This is a genomic window from Bradyrhizobium sp. BLXBL-01 (genome assembly GCF_051853025.1).
Classification (GTDB): Bacteria; Pseudomonadota; Alphaproteobacteria; order Rhizobiales; family Xanthobacteraceae; genus Bradyrhizobium.
The window spans coordinates 1,504,097-1,523,826 of the sequence record NZ_CP182471.1; the positions used below are offsets into that span (position 1 = coordinate 1,504,097).

The following is a 19,730-nucleotide window of genomic DNA, read 5'->3' on the forward strand; positions in this document are numbered from 1 at the left end:
CGATGCGCAAGGTCGCCCGCCTGTCCCGCTTCAACATCGCCTCGCTGGCACTCGGGCTGGCCTTCCTCTATCTGCCGATCCTGATCCTCGTTCTCTACTCCTTCAACGCCTCGCGCCTGGTGACGGTGTGGGGCGGCTGGTCGCTGCGCTGGTATCACGAGTTCTTCAACGATCGCGCCATGATCGAGGCGGCCTGGATGAGCCTGCGGGTTGCGGTCGCCTCCGCGACCATCGCGACACTGCTGGGCACGCTGGCGGCAGTGGCGCTGTCGCGCGGGGAGAGGTTCCGCGGCCGCACCCTGTTCTCCGGCATGCTCTATGCCCCGCTGGTGATGCCGGAAGTGATCACCGGATTGTCGCTGCTCTTGCTGTTTGTCGCGCTGAACGCCGAGCGCGGCTTCTGGACGGTGACGATCGCCCATACCACGCTGACCATGTGCTTCGTCGCGGTGGTCGTGCAGTCGCGCCTCGGATCGCTCGATCGCTCGCTGGAGGAGGCGGCGATGGATCTCGGCTGCGACCCGGTGCGGGCGTTCGTCGCCGTGACGCTGCCGCTGATCGCGCCGGCGATCGTCGCCGGCTGGATGCTGGCCTTCACGCTGTCGCTCGACGACCTCGTGATCGCGAGCTTCACCACCGGCCCGGGCTCGGCGACGCTGCCGATCCGCATCTATTCGGAGGTGCGGCTCGGCGTGAAGCCCGAGATCAACGCGATCTGCACGCTGGTGATCGCCCTGATCGCGGTCGTCATCGTCATCGCCTCGCTCGCTTCGAAGCTGTCGAGCTCGCAGGGCGAGAGCGCGGCGCCGCTGTAGCTGGTCGTGCGGCGAACCGCACGCGGGCCGCGTCCTGCATGGCCGCGCCGAGCTGGCGCAGCGCCAGCGCATTGAGCGGAAACTCCAGCAGGATGTGAATGAGGCTGAGCGCCAGCAGGAAGGTGAACCCGAAAGCATAGTCGTAAAAATAGAGCGCGGTCGCCGCCGCGCTGGCCGCGGCCATTGCCGCGAGCCGTGCCTTCGGCACCTCGGCCCAGCGGATCACGTCGGCTTTGATGAACCAGTTGAGGTAGTGATAGGTGTAGACGAAGGCGAGCAGGCTGGTCAGCCTGGTGTCGAGCACGAGCCCCGGCACGCCGAACAGCCGGCCGAGCGCCGGGCCGACATTGCCGAAATAGTCCTGCCCGACCCGGGCAAAGCTTGCGATGCGGATTTCGGCGGCGGGCGGCAGCAGCAGGATCGCGGCGATTGCGGCGAGATAGACCACCACCAGCGCGGCCTGCACGCGGCTGCCGGACCGGTAGGCGCCGAGCACCATGAAGATCAGCGTGAACAGCGAGACGTGGATCAGTGTCGGAATCAGGATGCCGATCACGGCGAGCGAGGAGCCGCTCGAATACATGATCGCGGACAGCGCAAGCGCCACCATGAACAGCAGCATGCTCTCGATCGCGGTGGCGGTCGCCGCCAGCATGGCGCAGACGACCAGCGCGGCCCACATCGCAAAACCGAACCACGAGGCGTTGTCGATCAGCGCCGCGACCACGGCGACGATGGCGAGGACCGCCGCAATGCCGCGATGGGGCAGGTAGTAGCTGCGGTCATGCAGCCACGAGATCTCGGTGAAATAATGCGCCGGGCCGAGGACGACATAGGCCAGCAGCAACAGCTCGAACGGCACCAGATAGGCGGCCGCGAGCGCCAGCAGCATCAGGCCGAGATGGATCGCGTCGTTGCTTCGCATGATGCCGGGCCCCGCCTTTGGGAACCCGGAGGTTAGATGAGGCGTGGACAATCTTCAATTGCCCACGCCGTTGCTCGACCGCTTTGCTTGCGGCGACCCCTTGCGTCCTGTTGCGTCAGGACTTCACCGCGCCCGCCGTGAGCCCGCCCACCATGTAGCGGCGGAAGGCGTAATAGACCGCGGCCGGCGGCAGCGCGTAGATGAAGCCGGTGGTCATCAGCAGCTCCCACGGCGAGTCGTCGGCGGCGAGGAAGTTGCCGAGCGCGACGGGGAGGGTGATCTCGCGGTCGTTCGACAGCAGCAGGAACGCGTAGAGATATTCGTTCCAGGCCAGCAGCACCGCATAGGTGCCGATCGCGACCAGCGAGGGCATCATCAGCGGCACGTAGACCAGGCGGAAGATCTGCAGGGTGGTGGCGCCGTCCATCACCGCGGCCTCGTCCAGCTCGACCGGCAGCTTGTCGGAGGCCTGCTTGAGCACCCAGATGGCGTAGGGGCTCGCGATCGTCACCATGGCCAGGATCAGCGACCAGTGATTGTTGAGCAGACCGTAATTGCCCATGGTGCGATACATGGGCACCGCGAGGAACGCCGCCGGAATGAAATAGGTGAAGAGCGCGAGGTTCAGCACCGCGCGTCCGCCCGGCACCTTCAGCCGCGAGATCGAGAACGCGGCTGCGGTCGCGATGACCAGCGTCAGCGCGCCGACGGAAGCCGCGATCAGCGTCGAATTCCAGAACTGGACGTAGAAGTCGCGCAGGAAATAATGCTGCTGCTTGAACACGATCTCGAAGTTGTGCAGCGTCGGATGGTCCGGCCACAGCTTGCCCGAGAACGCGTCCTCCTTCGGGGAGATCGCGAACAGGAACATGTGGTAGATCGGGATCATCGTCCACAGGAAAACGGGAATGCCGATCAGCAGCAGCCGCGCTTCCGTCGCGACGTCACGGAGAGAGGGGAGCTTCATCGCGACAACCGTTTCATCATGAAGTAAACGAGCGGCAGGACGAACGGCATCGCGCAGACGATGGATGCCATCGCGAGCGAGAGCTGGTCGAGCCGGAGATAGCGGATACCGAGCGTCGCCAGCACGTGCGTGAGGTCGGCAGGTCCACCGCCGGTGAGCAGGTAGACGCTGTTGAAGTCGCCCAGCGTCCAGATCATCGAGAGCAGCGTGCAGGTGACGTACAGCGTCTGCATCGACGGCCAAGTGATGTAGCGGAATTTCTGCCACCAGCTCGCGCCGTCGACCTCCGCGGCCTCGAACAGATCGTGCGGGATCGCGAGACGGCCGGTGATCAGGATCAGGGTCCAGAACGGCAGCGACTTCCAGATGTGAACGCCGATCGCCATGCTGAGCGCCACGGTCGGGTCGTTCAGCCAGTTCGGACCGTCGTCGCCGGTGAAAGAGAAGATGAGGTGGTTGATCACGCCCCATTCGGGATTGAGCATGAAGCGCACCGACAGGATGGTCGGGATCGACGGCACCGCCCAGGGCAGGATGAAGATCACCGAAAGCCATCTGATCCAGGGGCGCTGCTGCGCGAAGAAGCCGGACAGGAACAACGCGATCAGCATCTTGATGTTGATGCCGATGACCAGGAAGATCAGCGTGTTGATCGCGGCGCGCGCGAATATCGGGTCGTTGTACAGCGCCACGTAATTCGACGGCGCCCGCGCCAGCCAGAGCCCGTAGCAAACGGGATAGACGACGAAGGCAAGGAAGACGAGCAGATAGGGCGCGAGCAGGATGATGCCCCAGACCTGCGCCGGGGTCAGCCGCGACGACAGGGGCGGGCCGGGGATTGCCTGATCGCCAGAGAGCGTGATCGCCATTCTTTCGAAACTCTTTGAAAGGACTTCCGGCCGCACGAGGCGGCCGGTGTTTGTCGTTTACCACTCCCTGCGAGCCACGGGGAGAGAGGGATGGACCTCAGCCCGCGACCTGCTTGATCCGGGCGATCAGCTCGTCCACGGCCTTGTCGACCGGAACCTTCTCGCTGACGACGCGGTTCATCGCCTTCGCCCACACGTTCTCGTTGTTGAGAATCGTGAACTTCCAGTTCTTGGTGAAGTCGAACGCTGCGGTGCCGCCCTTGAACTGGGCGTAGACGGCCTTGCGGTGCTTGTCAGCCTGCCAGAACGGGCTTTCCTGGCTTTCCTTCGTCACCGGGAACCAGCGGCCGAGCGCGCCCTCGATGTAGGGGCGGATGTTCTCTTCCTGCAGCAGGAAGCTGATGAACTGCTTGCCCTCGGTCTTGTTCTTGGCCGCGGTGAACATCAGTCCTGTCTTGACGTCGGAGCGGTAGCGGATGGTCGAACCATCAGGCGCCTTCGGGAACGAGGCCGTGATGATGTCCTGTTCATAGGCCTTCTTGCCGGCCTCGCGCTGTTCCGGCGTGAGGTTCTGGTTCTGGGAATCCTCGAACCATTTCGCCGCGATCGAGATCGTGAAGTTATGGGTCATCACGATGGTCTTGTTGTGGAACGCGACGTTATTGTCGGGATCCTTCCAGGTGGTCGAGGACGGCGGGGTGCAGCCCTTGATGTAGGTGTCGGTGTAGTCCTTCATCGCAAGGATCAGGTTCTCGCGAACCTTGGGGTCGTCGACCAGGAGCTTGCCGTCGTCGTCGACCAGCTTGACGTGATAGGCGTCCATGAAGGTGTAGAACGACTGGAAGGCGTCGGTGGATTCCACGCCCATCGGCTGGCCGACGGCGTAGAGGCGCTGGCCGGTCGCCTTGCGGATCGCCGGCTGCACCTTGTCGCACCAGAAGGTCCAGTAGCCCGCCCAATCGTTCGGAATGTCGCTCAGCTTGAAGCCGGCCTTCTCCAGCAGGTCGTTCCAGATCTGAACGTGCATGCTCTGCTGCTTCAGCGGAAAGCCGTAATAGGCCTTCTTCTTGGTGACGTCGTTGTAGAGAATCGAGGCGTCGAGCGTGTTCTGCACGAACCGGCCCTTGATCGGCTCCATGACGTCGGAGAGGTCCTCGAGCTTGCCCTCATAGGCCCACTTGCCCTGTACCTGCACGTCGTAGCTGTCGGAATAGGCGACGTCGGGCACGGTGCCTGCATCGAGCGCCGCGACGGTCTTCGGGATCATGTCCTGGATCGCGTACTGCGACAATTCGACCTTGATGCCGGTCTTGGCTTCGAATTTCTTGATCGTCTCGGCGAGCGCTTCGTCCTCGGACTTGTAAAAGCCCTTGACCCACCAAACCGTAATCGTCTTTTGCTGCGCAAAGGCGGGTGCGGTGGCGGCAAATAGCCCAGCCGCAGCGACCGCCAATGAAACTGCGCGAATAACCTTGGATTTCACGTTTTTCTCCCTCAAACGGCCGGTGTTTTAACCGGTCGTATAAAACACTAGCGCATGGCCGTCATCCGATCTAGCGGCTTCTTGTCAGACCTATGTCGCGGTTGGAGCGAGGCTGCGACGATGCGAATTCGCGCATCGATCCAAAGGCCGCATCAATACATGCCAATCAATTCGGCTCGTGGTGTCTGGCCTCGTCAGCGCTTCCCCTTGATGCCGGCCGAAGCGGCAGTCGGGCTCGTGTCAGCCGATCGCGCGCGCGGCTTGCCTTGCCCGCTCGTGCGAGCAGGAGAGCGCCATGCCTCGAGCAACATCTTGAGAAACTGGCTGGCATGAGGGGACAGAGTCGCTCCGCGCCTGCGCACGATGCCGATCGTCCGCGACACTTCCGGCTCGATCAGGCGAATGGTCTGAATGATCGGATGGCCGGCCGCGGGCATCGCGAGCTTCGGTAGCACGGCGATGCCAAGACCCGCTTCGACCAGGCCAAGCGAACCGGAGAGGTGAGCCACTTCATAGGACCAGTTCAGCTGCAAGCCGTGCCGCGCCAGCGCATTGTCGATCAGCGCACGATTGCCGCTGTTGCGGCCGACGGTGATGACCCGGTGCGGCACGATCTCCGGCCAGCTGACCTGCTTGCGCGACGCTAGCGAATGGTCGTGACGGCAGGCGAGGACGAAAGGGTCCTCCACCAGTTTCTCGAACTCGATCTCGGCATGCGAAGCCCCGATGAAATTGATGCCGAAATCGACCTCGCGAACACGGAGCAGGCGAGGTAGCTCGGCCAGGGCAGCACGCCCGCGGCCGCGCCGACGATCGCTGCAGCGCCGCTGGTGCGGGAGGAGAAGAGCTGGATTTCGACGACCCAATCGGCCGCGTGAGGCCGCGCCGGATCATGCCTCAGTTGGACTTGGCATTTTCCTTGGCGTTTTCCTTGGCATTCTCCGCCGTCGGCGATCCGTCGGGGCGCTTTCCGCCTCCCGTGATGCGCTGCTTGAGGAGATCGAGGAAGGGAGACGCTGCAGGCGACTGCCGGATCAGGCTTTCGGGATCGGGAAAGATCAGCGGGTCGTCCCAGGGGCCCTGCACCATGAAGGGCAATTGAAAGCCGGACGCCGTGTTGAGGCTCGCCACGCCCTTCATGTCGTATTCGCGCGCCGGCACCGAGGCGGTGCCGGTCAGCGTGATCTTGGCCGCCGGGCCCTCGATGCGGATGTCCTCGGCGGTGGCGATGCCGTCGGAGAATTTCACCGAGATGGTGAGGTTGTCGTACGGCGTCGAGCCGTTGCGGAAATTGCCGCCACCCGACAGCGGCCGTCGCTCCAGCCGCTTCAGCAGCTGCTCGGCATTGAAGCCCGAGATCGCGCCGTTGTGCCCGGTCACGGTGGCGCTGCCGTCGAGGGACTGCACGAGGCCGAACGGGCTCGAGCCCGAGGCGAAGAGCGAGACGTTGATGTTGCCGCGGCCGGACAGCTTGTTGAGGCCGAACAGCTCGGTGGCGCAGGCCTGCAGATCGACGTCGGTGAACTGGAATTGCGCCTTGATGTCGGCGACCGTATCGGACCGCGCGATGCCGAACGAGCCCTTTGCGATCCCGCCATAGACCTGCGCCTCGCCGACCGAGAGCGCCAGCGTGCCATTGCGCACATTGGCGCCGATCGCGGTGCGGCCGAGCTTGGTCGGCCCGACCGTCAGCTTTGCCGCCGACAGGCGCATGTCGAGGTCGGTGGTCGACAACCCGTTGAGATCGAACAGTTGCCTGTTCCAGTCGCGCGCGCCGCTCGCGAGCAGGCGGAACGTCGAGATATAAGGCGTGAAGTCGAGCGCGTCGGCGGCGAGCGTCGCCTGCAGGGTCTGCCGGCCGTTATTGGCGTAGGTCATGACGCCCTCGGCGGCATTGCCGTCGAGCTCGACATTGACATTGGTGAGCGCGATCGAGGCGCCGACGACGTTGGCGCGCGCCTTCAGCACGAAGCGGCCGAAGCCGCCGCTGCCGGGCTGCGGCTGTCCGGTCCAGCGCAGCGCGTTGCGCAAGGACGGGCTGTCCACGGTGAGCGTGCCCTCCATCATCGGGCTGGTGCGGTTGGCGACGCTGCCGTCGAAGGCGAGCTTGAGCGGCGCGCTGGCGATGCGCGCCTTCAGGCCGGAGCGGTCCCCGGAGAGGGCGGCGACGAAGTCGGAAAAGCTGATCGAGCCGTCGACGCGCTCGCCGCGCCAGTCGAACTGTCCGGTCGCGGCAAAGGAGCGCGAGATCGAAGGCCAGGCCAGCGACAGGTCGATGTCCTCGAGCTTCTCGGTGGCATGCGTGGCAACGTCCTCGTAATCGAGCACGCCGTCCTGGATCCGGATTTCGGAGAACGAGACCTGGTTCTCGGCTCCGGGCTTCATGGTGCGCGCGATGGTCTGGATGAAGGGCGTCCAGTTGCTCTCGCCGTCCGGCTGCAGGCTGACGTGGATGCGCGGCCGCAGCAGGGTCAGGTCGGCGATCTCGAAACGTTGCAGCAAGAGCGGCAGCAGCCGCAAATTCGCGGTGAGCACGTCGACCTGGAGCGCGGGAGCGCTGGTGCCGCCGCCCTTGAGGCCGACGTCGCGGAAGGAGATGTAGCTCGCCGGAAGCACCGAGATGTCGATGCTGCCGGCGACATTGAGCTCGAGCCCGGTGACGTCGCGGATCTGCGCCTCGACCGCCTTGCGCAGCGCGTCGCGGTTGATGAGCCAGGAGGTCGCGATCAGGGCGATCAGCGCGATGCCGAGCAGCGCCGCGATCGGCGTCCCGAGGCGCTTCATTCCTTGGGCCATGGTCAATGGCATGTCCTGATCGGGTTGGTCGTTGGAGCCAGAAGGGCGGGCCGCGAAAGCTTGCGTGCCGACGCCCAGATCCTATGGTGTTAAGTGCCGCAACTTGATGGGTTTTCTTGACGCTTTCAAGGCCGCTGCACGGTTATGCCCACGGCATGGGCAGCTTCTATCACCCGGGGGCGGAGCGGAGAACCCCGTATCATTGACGGCTTCGGACGATTTCGCCTAATAATCGCCGCCAATGAGGCGCGACGCCCGCCAGCCGAAGGTTCAGTCGAGGTTTTTTGCATGAACAAGGTCTATCCCGACGCCAAGTCGGCGCTGTCAGGCATTCTCAAGGACAACATGATGATCATGTCGGGCGGCTTCGGCCTCTGCGGCATCGCCGAGGAGCTGTCGGACGCGATCCGGGACTCCGGCGTCAAGGGCCTGACCGTGGTCTCCAACAATGCCGGCGTCGACGGGATCGGCCTCAGCCGCCTGCTCGAAACCCGCCAGATCAAGAAGATGATCTCGTCCTATGTCGGCGAGAACAAGCTGTTCGCCCAGCAATACCTCGCCGGCGAGCTGGAACTCGAATTCAATCCGCAGGGCACGCTGGCCGAGCGCATCCGCGCTGGTGGCGCCGGCATCCCGGCCTTCTACACCAAGACCGGCGTCGGCACCCTGATCGCCGAAGGCAAGGAAGTGAAGGAATTCGACGGCGAGAAGTACCTGATGGAGCGCGGCCTGTTCGCCGACCTCGCCATCGTGCATGCCTGGAAGGGCGACACCGCCGGCAACCTGATCTACCGCAAGACCGCGCGCAACTTTAACCCGATGATGGCGACCGCCGCGAAGATCACGGTGGCCGAGGTCGAGCACCTGGTTCCCGCCGGTGAACTCAATCCCGACCACATCCACACGCCCGGTATCTTCGTGAAGCGCATCGTCGAGGTCGGCACGGCCAAGAAGCGCATCGAATTCCGCAACACCCGCCCGCGTACCGCCGCCTAAGCGCAACAGGAGACTCACATGGCCTGGACCCGTGAACAGATGGCCGCGCGCGCAGCGAAGGAATTGCGCGACGGCTATTACGTCAATCTCGGCATCGGCATCCCGACGCTGGTCTCGAACTACATCCCCGACGGCATGGACGTCTCCTTGCAGAGCGAGAACGGCATGCTCGGCATGGGGCCGTTCCCCTATGAGGGCGAGGAAGACGCCGATCTCATCAACGCCGGCAAGCAGACCGTGAGCGAGCTGCCCTCGACCTCGTATTTCTCGAGCGCCGATTCCTTCGGCATGATCCGCGGCGGCCACATGGATCTGTCGATCCTCGGCGCCATGCAGGTGGCCCAGAACGGCGATCTCGCCAACTGGATGATCCCCGGCAAGATGGTCAAGGGCATGGGCGGCGCGATGGATCTCGTCGCCGGCGTCAAGCGCGTCGTCGTGGTGATGGAGCATTCGGCCAAGGACGGCCCGAAGCTCCTGAAGACATGCAACCTGCCGCTGACCGGCGAACGCGTGGTCGACATGGTCGTCACCGATCTCGCCGTCTTCACCATCGACAAGCATGGCACCGGTGGCATGGCGCTGATCGAGCTCGCCGACGGCGTTTCGCTCGACGAGGTCAAGGCCAAGACCGAAGCCGAATTCCGCGTCGCGCTGAAGAACACCTAAGGTCGTCGTAAGGGGCGCGCATGACGTTACGGTCCGCGCGTCCCGAAGATGCCGAATTCATCGCACAAACCATCCTGAATTCGATGCGCGGCTACCGGCCGCGCGGCTGGTTCGACGTGGCGCTCGGCTGGCCGGAAGCGGAGTGCCTCGCTTTCGTCGCGCGCGTCGCCGTCGCCCCAACGGTGTCGATGTGGCACGTTTCGCAGTTCCTGGTCGCCGAGATCGATGGCAAGCCAGTTGCTGCACTTTGCGCCGTGCCGGCGGCCGGCACCGGACCTGCGGCATGGCGCGCGCTCGAAGAGGTCGGTCTCTCAATTGGGCTCACGGCGTCAGAGCTCGACGCCATCCGCCAGCGCGGTGCCTATTCGCGAGCTTGCTGGGTCCAGGGCGGCGAGGGCGACTGGATGATCGAGCATGTCGCGACTGACCTTGCCTATCGTGGCCGCGGCTTGATGCAGGCGTTGATCGCGCATGCGCTGGACAAAGGGCGGGCAGCTGGGTTTGCCCGGGCGACGATATCGTTCCTGATCGGCAACGAGCCGGCCGAGCGCGCCTACTCGAAGGCGGGTTTTGTCTTCGCGGAAGAGAAGCGCGATCCGAATTTCGAGGCAATCATCGGCGCGCCCGGTTTTCGCATGTTCGCGCGGAAGATTTGAGCAGGCGTCGACCTAATTGGTCGAGGCGCCATGAATGTGCGGACGATGTGCCCCATCAAGCGGGGCCGCTCGGCACTTCGGAGAACCGGGTCAGCCACGCAACCGGGCCGATGCTGGCGACGATGATCAGGAGCGCCGCCAGCGCGCCGTCCTCGAAATTGCCGCGGCTGGCGTATTGGTAGATCGACGTCGACAGTGTTTCGACGTTGAGGGGCCGCAAGAGCAGCGTTGCCGGGAGCTCCTTCAGACAGTCGACGAACATGATGATGACGGCGCCCAGCATCGCGGGCCGGAGCAACGGCAGATAGATCTGCCTCAAGATGACTGCCTGGCCTGCGCCGGCCGCGCGCGCGCTCTCGTCATAGTCGCTCGGAATGCTGTCGAATCCGGCCTTGATCATGCCGACCGGCACAGCCAGAAAACGAATCGTGTAGGCGATCACGACGGCCATCCCGGAGCCGACCAGGACCAGCCCGGGAAGGGAACGTCCGGTCCAGGTCGCGACCGCGCTCAGCGCATTGTCGACCGCCAGGACCGGGGTGAGCAGGCCGAGAGCGATGACGAGACCCGGCAGCGCGTATCCGGCCTGCGCGATGCTCAGCGCGACATATCGCAGAGGATCCGGCCGCAAGCGGTGCGCGATCGTCGTAGCGAGCGCAAGCATCAGCGCCATGAGCGTCGCGAGCCCTGCAAAGGCAAACGAATGGAAGGTGTGGCGCCACAGCAGCGGGTCGAAATTTGCAAGCAGCCCGCGACCGAGAGCCTGATGCGCCAGATAGAGCAGCGGTACCACGAAGCCGATCAGCACCGGCAGCGCGCAGACCGCGAACGCGATCGACGCTCTTGCACCCGACAGCGGGGTTCGCTGCCTCACATGCGGGCTTTCGGCCGAGAACTCGGTGCTGGCGTTGCGACGGCCGTAACGCTCCATCGCGATCAGGCCGGCGACGATCGCAAGCATCAGGCATGCCAGTTGTGCCGCACCGGCAAGGCTGCCGCGGTTGAGCCAGGTGGTGAAGATCGAGACCGTCAGCGTGCGGATGCCGAGATATTCGCTGGCTCCGATGTCGTTGAGTGTTTCCAGCGCGACCAGCGCCACGCCGACCGCGAGCGCCGGCCGCGCCATTGGCAGTGAAACGCGCCAGAAAACGGTCCATCGGCCGGCGCCCAGCGTCTTAGCCGCTTCGGCGAATTCGGCAGACTGAACCTGGAACGTCGCGCGGGCCGACAGATAGACGTAAGGATAGAGCACGAGCCCGATCACGAAGATGGCGCCCGGCAGCGAGCGCAGGTTGGGCAGATGGCCGAGTGCATCGCGCAGCGGCAGCCAGATCGCCAGGGTGCGATGCACGAGGCCAAGCGGCTCGAACAGGTCGGCATAGACGTAAGCCGCAAGATAGGTCGGAATCGCCAGCGGCAGCGGCATCAGCCACAGGAGCATGCCCCGGCCGGCAAAATCGTGGCGCGATATCACCCATGCAGTGCCGGCGCCGATCAGTAATGTGACCGCGCCGACCCCGACGAGCAGAAGCGCGGTATCCAGCAGGGCGGCCGGCAGCACGTAGCTGATCAGGTCGTGCCACACATCGGGCGCCGGCTGCAGAGCCAGCGAAACGATCGAGATCACGGGCGCCGCGACCATGATCGCGGTTGCGATCGCGATTGCGGTCGCGGCGCGCCCGGCGTAGGCACGACGTCTCGAGCGAGGCCGTGCGTCCGAAGTTTCTCCCAGTGTAAGAGACGTGGGCCGCCAGAGATCAGTTGTCAAAGCCGACCTTGTCCACCAGCGAGGCCGCAGCCTTGCGGTTGGCGGCGATCTTTGCGATCGGCAACGGATCTGGGCCGAGCTTGCCGTAGCCCGCGATGGTCGCGTTGACGGCGACACCGCTCCGAACCGGATATTCGTAGTTCTGGTCGGCATACATCTGCTGCGCCTGCTCGCTCACGAGCCACTCGATCAGCTTGATGCCGTTTGCCTTGTTGGGCGCGTTCTTGGCGAGCAGCACGCCGGAGAGGTTGACGTGAGTGCCGCCGCCCTCGAAGGTCGGCAGGATGACGCGGGTCGCCTCCGCCCACGGCTTCTTCTCGGGATCGTTGTTCATCATCAGCGCCCAGTAATAGGTGTTGCCGATACCGATGTCGCATTTGCCAGCGGCGACGTCACGCGCGGCTTCGCGATCGCCGCCCGACGGCTTCTGCGCGAGGTTGGCCTTCACGCCGCGCAGCCATTCCTCGGCCTTGGCCTCGCCGTACTTGGCCGTGTAGGCCGCGAACAGCGCATTGTTATAGATGTGCTGGCCCGAGCGAATGCAGATCTTGCCCTTCCACTTGGGATCGGCGAGCTCCTCATAGGTGATCTTGTCCTGCTTGACACGATCCTTCGAGGCATAGATCACGCGCGCGCGCATGGAGATGCCGGCCCAGTGTCCGTCCGGATCGCGATACTGCGCCGGGACGACCTTGTCGACCGCCTCCGACTTGATCGGCTGGGTGACGCCGGCCTGCACGGCCTCGTCGATGCGGCCGATGTCCACCGTCAGCAGCACGTCGGCCGGACTGTTGGCCCCTTCCGCCTTCATGCGCTGCTCCAGACCGGAGCTTGCGGAGACGACGTTGACCTTGATGCCCGTGTCCTTGGTGAACGCATCGAACAGCGGCTGGATCAGCTTGGTCTCGCGGTAGGTATAGACGTTGACCTCGCCATTGGCGGCTGCCTCCGACACGAAAGACGTGGTCAGGCTCAACACCGCCGCAGACGCGGCGAGGACGCGAAGATAGATCATAAGGGCTGCTCCCAGGCGCGCGATTGAACGCCGATTGAGTAGCGCAGGCGTTGGAACAAAGTCAGCGACGCGATGTCGCGACGGCATGAGCTTAGAGCAATTCCAAAGTATCTTTTAGACTCATTCTAATACCAGAAGGTCATCGGAAACGATTGGCGCCCTACGATCTTGGCGGCCTCGTCTTGCTCGCGCGCTGCGAGACACTAGCCAGCCACGACGTTTCCTCGCGCACCAGGCGGAAGCCGAGATTGGCGGGCGGTACGCCCTGGGCGCAGCCGCCGGCGCGGGCGTCGCGGATGAAGTCGGTGACATAGGCGCGGTGCGCGCCCTCGGCGACACGCACGCCGCAATTCACGGTCGCGCGGCCGGGATTGCCTGAAACGTCGACGCGGGAGCGCACGAAGCAGGTCGAAGTCCACTCCCAGACATTGCCGGCGAGGTCTTCGACGCCGTGCTCGTTCGGGCCGAACTTGCCGAAGCGATAGGCCGTGGTGTCGGAGAGGTCGCGCTCGGATTCGCGCTCGTAGCGGCTGATCCAACGCTTCGAAGGGTCGCTTGCATCGACCGGTACACCGTCATCCCGGAATCTGGAGCCGGCGGCAAAGGCCCATTCGTCGTCGCTCGGCAGGCGGTAATGGTGGCCGGTCTTGCGCGACAGCCAGCCTGCATAGGCTTCGGCATCGTGAAAGCTCACCTGCACTGCGGGACGATCGGGCGCGACCACGACGTCGCGGTCGAGCGAACGGCAGGCGCCGTCCAGCACGCAGAGCTGATAGTCGGATGAGGCGACCTGATTTCGCATGATGCGCAGCGGCCGGTTCATCCGCATGAGGCGCAGCGGCGCTTCCGCCTGCAGTCCGTCGCGGGTGAAATCGCCGGCTTCGCGATAGGAGAAGCTGCCGGCGGCAACCTCGACCAAGGCCGGCTCACCTCCCGCATGGCGCGTCGTCATTCCAGAGACCAGAGGCGTAACGGCCAGCGGCCCCGCAAGCCCGGCCGCGCAGGCGAGTGCCAGTTTGAGCTTGAACGCGATCAGCACGGTCGATCCTCCGCAGAAGGAAAAAAGGGGCCGGTGATGACCGGCCCCTTGTCGCGTCTAGTTGGTGGCGGCCGGTATTTCCGCAGGTGCCTTCACTTGCATCATCAGATCGTCGTTCCACTTGCCTTCGACCTTGAAGTGCGCGGTGGCGCCGAGATCGGCCGCCTCGATCAGGTTATGCGTGACATAGGCGTAGATGCCGGGCTGCTGGAATTTGTACAGCGCAGCTCCCGCCGATCCGCCGCGGATGAACCAGGTCTCGAGCCCGACCTCGGGCGCGTTGCCGAACTTGCCGGTTTCCCAGACATAGTCGCCGTGGCCGCCGATCAGATGCGGGCGGCTGTCGCGATTGGCCTGCGAATGCACGATCAGCACGTTCTCGCCGACCTTGGCGGTCAGCGCGTTCTTGCCGGTGAGTGCGCCGACCTTGCCGTTGAACACGACGTGGGTCGGGATCAGCTTCTTCATCACCTCTTCGGTGTCGGTGAAGGCTTCGCCCGGCGATTCGTAGGACTTGAAATTGCCCTTCTCGTCGCGCGGCACGTACATGTCCTGCTCGCCGATATAGTAGACCTTGTCGTACTTCAGCGCGTGGCCCTTGCCGTCGTTCAGTCCCTCGCGCGGCAGCACCATCACGGCACCGTTCATGCCGGAGACGACGTGCCAGGGGATCATCGGGCCGCCCGGTGCGCAGTGATAGACGAACACGCCGGTCTTGGTCGCCTTCCAGCGCAGCACGACCTGCTCGCCGGGATTGATGAGCGTCAGCTCGCCGCCGCCGAGCGCGCCGGTCGCGGAATGGAAGTCGATGTTGTGCGGCATGGTGTTGGTCGCGGGATTGACCAGCGTCAGCTCGACATAGTCACCCTCGTGCACGACCATGAGCGGGCCCGGCATCGAGCCGTTGAACGTCATGGCCTGGAAGGTGGTGCCCTTGTCGTCGATGACGACCTTCTTCTCCTCGACCGTCATCCTGAACTCGACGATCTTGGGCCCCTGTGTCGTGGCCTGCTCGTGCGCGTGCACGAAGGGCGGAGCGACCAGCTCCACCTTCTGACGCGGCAGCTTGAGATCGCTGGCAGCGAAAGCCGGCGTCGCCAACATCAAGGCGGTCGCGGCGGCGCTGATCAATGCGGCTCTGCGGGTGAACATCGGAAGCATCCTTCATCTGAAATGGTTTTGATGACGGAGTGCAGTGTGCGCCTGTTACGGCAAGCGTGTTTGCGCTGCGACAAGCTTCCGCCGGATTCACCGCCGCAACAGGACTTGGGTTCTCGAATAGCGAATCGGCGATACCGGCTGACCGCGTCCGCAGGGGCGATGCCGATCCAGGCCGAGCGTCATCGCAACCGCATCGACGTCAGCGGCAATTCGTTTGCATGTTCAAGTTGGATGCGATCTCGCCCCGGCTCATGCGCGCGTGGGTGAGATCGCGAAGGAGGCTTGGCGGACGGCCGGTCAGAGCAGATTCACGGCGAGCCAGACCAATCCCCAGATCGCCAGCGCCAGCGCGACGAAGACGGCGATTGCGGCAGCCAGGGCGCGCACCACGCCGACCGGGGCAGGCGCGGCCGGCGCGGGCCGGAAGTCGTCGAAACGCGGGATATGGCCGCGGACGTCGAGCAGGGAGAGAATGAGTTCGAGTGCGAAAAGCCCCATGGCAAACGCTCCGGATGGCCGCGAATATCGCTCACCATGGCCGAGACGGGGCCCTCGCGCTTTGCGCGAGCGCAAAGTCGCTGCCGCGGATCCGGGTTATCTGAATTCATTCCGTGATTTGCCGCGATTGTCTTGCGCGGCGGACGTTTACGAATGGGTAACTCATGAGAGCTGATCTTGCGGCGATCTACGGCGAGGAACGCCTGCCACGCTACACCAGCTATCCGACCGCACCGCATTTCACGCCCGCGATCGGTCCGGACACCTATGCCCGCTGGCTGGCGGAGCTGCCGGTGGCCGCCAGCGCCTCGCTTTATCTGCACGTGCCGTTCTGCCGCGAGATGTGCTGGTATTGCGGCTGCCATACCCAGATCGTCCGCCGCGACGATCTCGTCGCCGGCTACCAGCGGATGCTGCGCAGCGAGATCGCGTTGACCGCCGAAGCCATCGGCCACCGCATCAAGGTCGAGCACATCCATTTCGGCGGCGGTACGCCGACGATCATGGCGCCGGACGCCTTTGCCGAACTGATGGCGACGATGCGCCAGGAATTCTTCGTGCTGCCGTCGGCCGAAATCGCGGTTGAGATCGATCCCCGCACGTTGACCGCAGACATGGTCGAGGCGATGCGGCTCTCGGGCGTCAACCGCGCAAGCCTCGGCGTGCAGAGCTTTGATCCCGTGGTGCAGCGGGCGATCAACCGCGTGCAGAGCTTCGAGCAGACGGCGTCCGTGGTCGAGATGCTCCGCGGCGCCGGAATCGAGGGCATCAATTTCGACCTGATCTACGGGCTGCCGCACCAGACAGTGGCCTCGTGCCTGGAGACGGTACGGCGCAGCCTCGCGCTCGCGCCCAGCCGCTTCTCGGTGTTCGGCTATGCTCACGTGCCACAGTTCAAGAAGCACCAGCGCATGATCAATGAGGCCGTCTTGCCCGATGGCCTTGCGCGCCACGACCAGGCCTGCGCCATCGCCAATGCGCTGAAGGAAGCCGGTTACGTGCAGATCGGGCTCGACCATTTCGCCCGGCCCGACGATGCCATGGCCGTGGCGTTCGAGCAGGGCACGCTGCGGCGCAACTTTCAGGGCTACACCACCGACCGGAGTGAAGTCCTGCTCGGCTTCGGCGCCAGCGCGATCGGGCACCTGCCGCAGGGCTATGTCCAGAACGAGGTGCAGATCGGCGCATATGCGCAGAGCATCGCGGCCGGCCGCCTCGCCACCGCGAAGGGTTATGGCCTCACCGATGACGACCGGCTGCGCGCCGACATCATCGAACGCATCATGTGCGAGTTCGGTGCCGATCTCGGCGACATCTGCGCGCGCCATGGCGCGGAGGCCGGCGCCATGCTGAAAGCGGCGTCTCGTCTGAAGCCGCTGATCTCCGACGGCGTCGTGAGGCTGGACGGCGAGCGGCTCGCCGTCGCCGGGGATTCGCGCTTCCTGGTCCGCAGCGTCGCCGCCGCGTTCGATGCGCATCTGGATCCGGGCAAGCAGCTGCACAGTCGGGCGGTGTGAGGTCTCTCCTCCCGTCATTCCGGGGCGCGCGAAGCGCGAGCCCGGAATCCATCCTTCCACGTAATCCGCTGCACAATGGATTCCGGGCTCGCGCCAAGCGGCGCGCCCCGGAATGACGGCGGAGGAACTGGCACCAGCTTGCGCTTCAACAAAGAGACTTCCGCCCGCGCCGCTATCGTCAATCGGAATGGAGTTGTCCATGCCTTTCCGATCCAACGATCTGGTCGACGACATCATGCAATCGGCGCCGCACACGATCCGCGTGTTTCTCGCCTTCAGGATGGCTTGCGTCGGCTGTCCGATCGCGACCTTCCACACGGTCGATGACGCCTGCCGCGAGCATGGCATCGACCGTGAGAAGTTCCTCGCCGCGCTGAGCGAGTGCGTGCCGGCGTGAAACGGTCAGGAATCGCGCAGGTGTGCGCTGATTCCCGGATGAGGGCGCGCTTTCGCCGTAAGCGGAAGCGCGCCTCATCCCTATCTTCAGGGAAGAGGTGTCAGTTCTCACGCCGCGCCGCTGTCGGCGCTCCGCTCCGCCAGCACCACGATCTTGTGCGGCTCGCGCAGGATGATGCGCTGGCGGCCGCTCTCGACGAGGCCCTGGCTCTCCCAGCCGCTCAGGATGCGGCTGACGGTGTGCAGCGTGGTGCCGGTCATCTGCGCGATGTCCTGGCGGCTGATCGGGAAGTCGATCTCGATGCCGTGGTCGAGCTTCTTGCCGGACTGCTTGGCGAGGCGCAGCAGCGCGTGCGCGATGCGTTGCTCGACCTGCTGCGTCGACATTTCCAGGATGCGGGTGTGACTTTCCTGCAGCCGCGTGCCGACGGTCTGCAGCGTGTTGGCGGCAAGCGCCGGAAAACGCTCGACCAGGCGTGGCCAGGCCGAATTTGGCCAGATCAGCACCACGCTGTCGTCGACCGCCATCGCCGTCGCCGGATACCGCGCGGCTCCGATCGCCATCGCGAGCCCGAACGTCTCACCGGGCGCGACATAGCGCACCACGATCTGCTCGCCCGCCGGCGTGGTCTTGGCCGCGCGGACATGGCCGTGCAGCAGCAGGAAGAAGGACTGCGCGTCCGCCCCCTGCTCGAAGATCGCGCTGTTCTTGGGATAGCGCGCCGAGCGGGCCTCACGCAGGATCTCGTCGAGAGCTTCCGGCGTCATCCCCGCAAACAGGGGTAAATGCGCAACCAGCGATGTGTCGACCTTGGCCATTCTGCCTCCTTGGCATCAGGGAGTGTGATGGCACCTGCAATCGTCAACGAGTTTGCGTTAGCGCAAAACGAGGCGGCCCGGCGGCAGTATTTTTCAAGGTAACGGTCTGAATCGATTGGAGTTGACCCCATGGCTGGCGCCCGATCCCGCAACTTTGCGGGCTGGCCGCTGTTTGCGAACAGCTTTCGCCCGTTTTTCCTGCTCGCCGCAATCCAGGCATCGCTCTCGATCCTGGCCTGGCTGCCGATGTTCTACGGCGAATTGTCGGTGAGCTCCGCGTTCGCGCCGCGCGACTGGCACATCCACGAGATGCTCTACGGCTTCCTGCCGGCTGTCATCACCGGGTTCCTGTTCACCGCAATCCCGAACTGGACCGGGCGCCTGCCGATCCAGGGCGGGCCGCTGGCGGCCTTGCTGACGGTCTGGCTTGCCGGGCGCGTCGTGGTGACGGTGTCGGCGAATACCGGCTGGGCGTTTGCGCTGGTCGTTGATGCGGCGTTCCTGGCATTGGTCGTTGCGGCCGCGACGCGCGAGATCATCGCGGGCGGCAACTGGCGCAACCTGCCCGTGGTGGGGCTGGTGCTGGTTCTGCTCGCCGGCAACGTCGCCTTCCACGTCGAAACGCATTACGAAGGCGCGGCCGACGTCAGCATCCGCGTCGGCATCGGCGTGGTCATTCTGCTGATCGGCCTTATCGGCGGCCGCATCATTCCGAGCTTCACCCGAAACTGGCTGGTCAAGTTCAATCCCGGCCGCCTGCCGGTGCCGTTCGGACGATTTGACGGCGGGGTGATCGGCTTGAGCGCGCTGGCGCTGATCGCGTGGATCGTGGCGCCGCTGAACATGATCACCGGCGTTGCGATGGCGGTGGTTGGCGTGCTGCATCTGGTTCGGCTTGCACGCTGGGCCGGCGATCGCACCACGCGCGAACGGCTGCTGCTGATCCTGCATGTCGGTTACGTCTTCGTGCCGCTCGGCTTCATCCTGAATGCTGTGGCCGCCTTGGGCGAACTGCCGCCAAGCGCCGGGATCCACGCCTGGATGGCAGGTGCGGCGGGAACGATGACGCTCGCGGTGATGACCCGCGCGAGCCTCGGCCATACCGGACAGGCGCTGACGGCTTCGCCTGCGATCCAGGGAATCTATGCTGCAATCATCATCGCGGCCCTGGCCCGCGTCGGTGCCGTCGTGTCGCCCGCGTATAACGATGTGCTGCTGCACATTGCCGCCTGCGGCTGGATCATCGCCTTCCTCGGATTTGCCGTCGCGTTCGGACCGCTGCTCGCCGGCAGCGGGCGACGGGCGCTCGCCACGATGGGCGTGCCCGCTCCCGCGCGCTGA

The 19,730-nt window shown here is 64.7% G+C and carries 19 protein-coding genes; 7 read left to right on the forward strand and 12 right to left on the reverse strand.

The window, feature by feature from the left end; genetic code table 11:
* The first annotated feature begins 2 nt into the window (after nucleotides 1-2).
* The gene (locus ACNJYA_RS07085) at nucleotides 3-815 is read left to right on the forward strand and encodes an ABC transporter permease (protein ID WP_260382152.1); all 813 of its coding nucleotides are present in this window, start codon (nucleotides 3-5) and stop codon (nucleotides 813-815) included.
* Here the strand turns inward: ACNJYA_RS07085 and ACNJYA_RS07090 are convergent.
* From ACNJYA_RS07090 to ACNJYA_RS07115, 6 genes are all read right to left on the reverse strand, one after another.
* Nucleotides 754-1,740 (reverse strand): hypothetical protein, encoded by a 987-nt coding sequence (locus tag ACNJYA_RS07090; protein WP_439402291.1) that lies wholly within the window; start codon nucleotides 1,738-1,740, stop codon nucleotides 754-756. The genes ACNJYA_RS07085 and ACNJYA_RS07090 overlap by 62 nt on opposite strands.
* A gap of 115 nt (nucleotides 1,741-1,855) precedes the next feature.
* Nucleotides 1,856-2,707 carry a carbohydrate ABC transporter permease gene (locus ACNJYA_RS07095; protein WP_172784734.1) on the reverse strand — a complete coding sequence of 284 codons (852 nt, stop codon included), beginning with the start codon at nucleotides 2,705-2,707 and terminating at the stop codon, nucleotides 1,856-1,858.
* Nucleotides 2,704-3,576 (reverse strand): carbohydrate ABC transporter permease, encoded by an 873-nt coding sequence (locus ACNJYA_RS07100; protein WP_172784733.1) that lies wholly within the window; start codon nucleotides 3,574-3,576, stop codon nucleotides 2,704-2,706. The genes ACNJYA_RS07095 and ACNJYA_RS07100 overlap by 4 nt, the downstream gene beginning before the upstream one ends.
* A 97-nt stretch (nucleotides 3,577-3,673) precedes the next feature.
* Nucleotides 3,674-5,059 (reverse strand): ABC transporter substrate-binding protein, encoded by a 1,386-nt coding sequence (locus ACNJYA_RS07105; RefSeq protein ID WP_260382155.1) that lies wholly within the window; start codon nucleotides 5,057-5,059, stop codon nucleotides 3,674-3,676.
* A gap of 194 nt (nucleotides 5,060-5,253) precedes the next feature.
* Nucleotides 5,254-5,925 carry a LysR substrate-binding domain-containing protein gene (locus ACNJYA_RS07110; RefSeq protein ID WP_439365766.1) on the reverse strand — a complete coding sequence of 224 codons (672 nt, stop codon included), beginning with the start codon at nucleotides 5,923-5,925 and terminating at the stop codon, nucleotides 5,254-5,256.
* Between the two features lie 31 nt (nucleotides 5,926-5,956).
* Nucleotides 5,957-7,855, reverse strand: a complete 1,899-nt coding sequence (locus tag ACNJYA_RS07115; protein ID WP_212254884.1) for an AsmA family protein — start codon at nucleotides 7,853-7,855, stop codon at nucleotides 5,957-5,959.
* Between the two features lie 288 nt (nucleotides 7,856-8,143).
* Between ACNJYA_RS07115 and ACNJYA_RS07120 the strand changes: the two genes are divergently transcribed.
* The 3 genes from ACNJYA_RS07120 to ACNJYA_RS07130 are packed head-to-tail and all read left to right on the forward strand — an operon-like array spanning nucleotide 8,144 to nucleotide 10,176.
* Nucleotides 8,144-8,851 (forward strand): CoA transferase subunit A, encoded by a 708-nt coding sequence (locus ACNJYA_RS07120; protein ID WP_035998773.1) that lies wholly within the window; start codon nucleotides 8,144-8,146, stop codon nucleotides 8,849-8,851.
* An 18-nt stretch (nucleotides 8,852-8,869) separates the two neighbouring features.
* Entirely contained in the window at nucleotides 8,870-9,520 is a 651-nt protein-coding gene (locus ACNJYA_RS07125; protein ID WP_172784730.1) for a 3-oxoacid CoA-transferase subunit B, read from the forward strand.
* Between the two features lie 20 nt (nucleotides 9,521-9,540).
* On the forward strand, nucleotides 9,541-10,176 hold the full coding sequence (locus ACNJYA_RS07130; RefSeq protein ID WP_439365767.1) for a GNAT family N-acetyltransferase: 636 nt from the start codon (nucleotides 9,541-9,543) through the stop codon (nucleotides 10,174-10,176).
* A gap of 55 nt (nucleotides 10,177-10,231) precedes the next feature.
* Here the strand turns inward: ACNJYA_RS07130 and ACNJYA_RS07135 are convergent, their stop codons facing one another.
* From ACNJYA_RS07135 to ACNJYA_RS07155, 5 genes are all read right to left on the reverse strand, one after another.
* Nucleotides 10,232-11,818, reverse strand: a complete 1,587-nt coding sequence (locus tag ACNJYA_RS07135; protein WP_212254298.1) for an ABC transporter permease — start codon at nucleotides 11,816-11,818, stop codon at nucleotides 10,232-10,234.
* A 115-nt stretch (nucleotides 11,819-11,933) separates the two neighbouring features.
* Nucleotides 11,934-12,959, reverse strand: coding sequence for a Fe(3+) ABC transporter substrate-binding protein (locus ACNJYA_RS07140; protein ID WP_260382158.1), 1,026 nt, complete (start codon nucleotides 12,957-12,959; stop codon nucleotides 11,934-11,936).
* A 160-nt stretch (nucleotides 12,960-13,119) separates the two neighbouring features.
* A complete protein-coding gene (locus ACNJYA_RS07145; protein WP_212254300.1) occupies nucleotides 13,120-13,998 on the reverse strand; it encodes an SUMF1/EgtB/PvdO family nonheme iron enzyme in 879 nt (292 codons plus the stop codon).
* Between the two features lie 57 nt (nucleotides 13,999-14,055).
* Nucleotides 14,056-15,150 (reverse strand): copper-containing nitrite reductase, encoded by a 1,095-nt coding sequence (nirK, locus tag ACNJYA_RS07150; RefSeq protein ID WP_172784726.1) that lies wholly within the window; start codon nucleotides 15,148-15,150, stop codon nucleotides 14,056-14,058.
* Between the two features lie 306 nt (nucleotides 15,151-15,456).
* Complete coding sequence (locus tag ACNJYA_RS07155; protein ID WP_172784725.1) at nucleotides 15,457-15,657, reverse strand: hypothetical protein; 201 nt, start codon at nucleotides 15,655-15,657, stop codon at nucleotides 15,457-15,459.
* 164 nt (nucleotides 15,658-15,821) lie between these two features.
* On the opposite strand from ACNJYA_RS07155, the gene hemN reads away from it, so the two are divergent.
* Nucleotides 15,822-17,174 (forward strand): oxygen-independent coproporphyrinogen III oxidase, encoded by a 1,353-nt coding sequence (gene hemN, locus ACNJYA_RS07160; protein ID WP_439365768.1) that lies wholly within the window; start codon nucleotides 15,822-15,824, stop codon nucleotides 17,172-17,174.
* A gap of 199 nt (nucleotides 17,175-17,373) precedes the next feature.
* The gene (locus ACNJYA_RS07165) at nucleotides 17,374-17,571 is read left to right on the forward strand and encodes a DUF1858 domain-containing protein (protein ID WP_172784723.1); all 198 of its coding nucleotides are present in this window, start codon (nucleotides 17,374-17,376) and stop codon (nucleotides 17,569-17,571) included.
* Between the two features lie 107 nt (nucleotides 17,572-17,678).
* On the opposite strand, the gene ACNJYA_RS07170 is transcribed toward ACNJYA_RS07165, so the two are convergent.
* Nucleotides 17,679-18,389, reverse strand: a complete 711-nt coding sequence (locus tag ACNJYA_RS07170) for a Crp/Fnr family transcriptional regulator (RefSeq protein WP_172784722.1) — start codon at nucleotides 18,387-18,389, stop codon at nucleotides 17,679-17,681.
* Nucleotides 18,390-18,518: 129 nt separating this feature from the next.
* On the opposite strand from ACNJYA_RS07170, the gene ACNJYA_RS07175 reads away from it, so the two are divergent.
* Nucleotides 18,519-19,730 (forward strand): NnrS family protein, encoded by a 1,212-nt coding sequence (locus tag ACNJYA_RS07175; protein WP_212254303.1) that lies wholly within the window; start codon nucleotides 18,519-18,521, stop codon nucleotides 19,728-19,730.

Bases quoted from the DNA above. Each gene is read 5' to 3' on its own strand.
- ACNJYA_RS07085 (WP_260382152.1), top strand. From the start codon at position 3: ATGCGCAAGGTCGCCCGCCTGTCCCGCTTCAACATCGCCTCGCTGGCA.
- hemN (WP_439365768.1), top strand. From the start codon at position 15,822: ATGAGAGCTGATCTTGCGGCGATCTACGGCGAGGAACGCCTGCCACGC.
- ACNJYA_RS07170 (WP_172784722.1), bottom strand. From the start codon at position 18,389: ATGGCCAAGGTCGACACATCGCTGGTTGCGCATTTACCCCTGTTTGCG.
- ACNJYA_RS07165 (WP_172784723.1), top strand. From the start codon at position 17,374: ATGCCTTTCCGATCCAACGATCTGGTCGACGACATCATGCAATCGGCG.
- ACNJYA_RS07125 (WP_172784730.1), top strand. From the start codon at position 8,870: ATGGCCTGGACCCGTGAACAGATGGCCGCGCGCGCAGCGAAGGAATTG.
- ACNJYA_RS07090 (WP_439402291.1), bottom strand. From the start codon at position 1,740: ATGCGAAGCAACGACGCGATCCATCTCGGCCTGATGCTGCTGGCGCTC.
- ACNJYA_RS07095 (WP_172784734.1), bottom strand. From the start codon at position 2,707: ATGAAGCTCCCCTCTCTCCGTGACGTCGCGACGGAAGCGCGGCTGCTG.
- nirK (WP_172784726.1), bottom strand. From the start codon at position 15,150: ATGTTCACCCGCAGAGCCGCATTGATCAGCGCCGCCGCGACCGCCTTG.
- ACNJYA_RS07155 (WP_172784725.1), bottom strand. From the start codon at position 15,657: ATGGGGCTTTTCGCACTCGAACTCATTCTCTCCCTGCTCGACGTCCGC.
- ACNJYA_RS07100 (WP_172784733.1), bottom strand. From the start codon at position 3,576: ATGGCGATCACGCTCTCTGGCGATCAGGCAATCCCCGGCCCGCCCCTG.
- ACNJYA_RS07135 (WP_212254298.1), bottom strand. From the start codon at position 11,818: ATGGTCGCGGCGCCCGTGATCTCGATCGTTTCGCTGGCTCTGCAGCCG.
- ACNJYA_RS07130 (WP_439365767.1), top strand. From the start codon at position 9,541: ATGACGTTACGGTCCGCGCGTCCCGAAGATGCCGAATTCATCGCACAA.
- ACNJYA_RS07175 (WP_212254303.1), top strand. From the start codon at position 18,519: ATGGCTGGCGCCCGATCCCGCAACTTTGCGGGCTGGCCGCTGTTTGCG.
- ACNJYA_RS07140 (WP_260382158.1), bottom strand. From the start codon at position 12,959: ATGATCTATCTTCGCGTCCTCGCCGCGTCTGCGGCGGTGTTGAGCCTG.
- ACNJYA_RS07120 (WP_035998773.1), top strand. From the start codon at position 8,144: ATGAACAAGGTCTATCCCGACGCCAAGTCGGCGCTGTCAGGCATTCTC.
- ACNJYA_RS07115 (WP_212254884.1), bottom strand. From the start codon at position 7,855: ATGGCCCAAGGAATGAAGCGCCTCGGGACGCCGATCGCGGCGCTGCTC.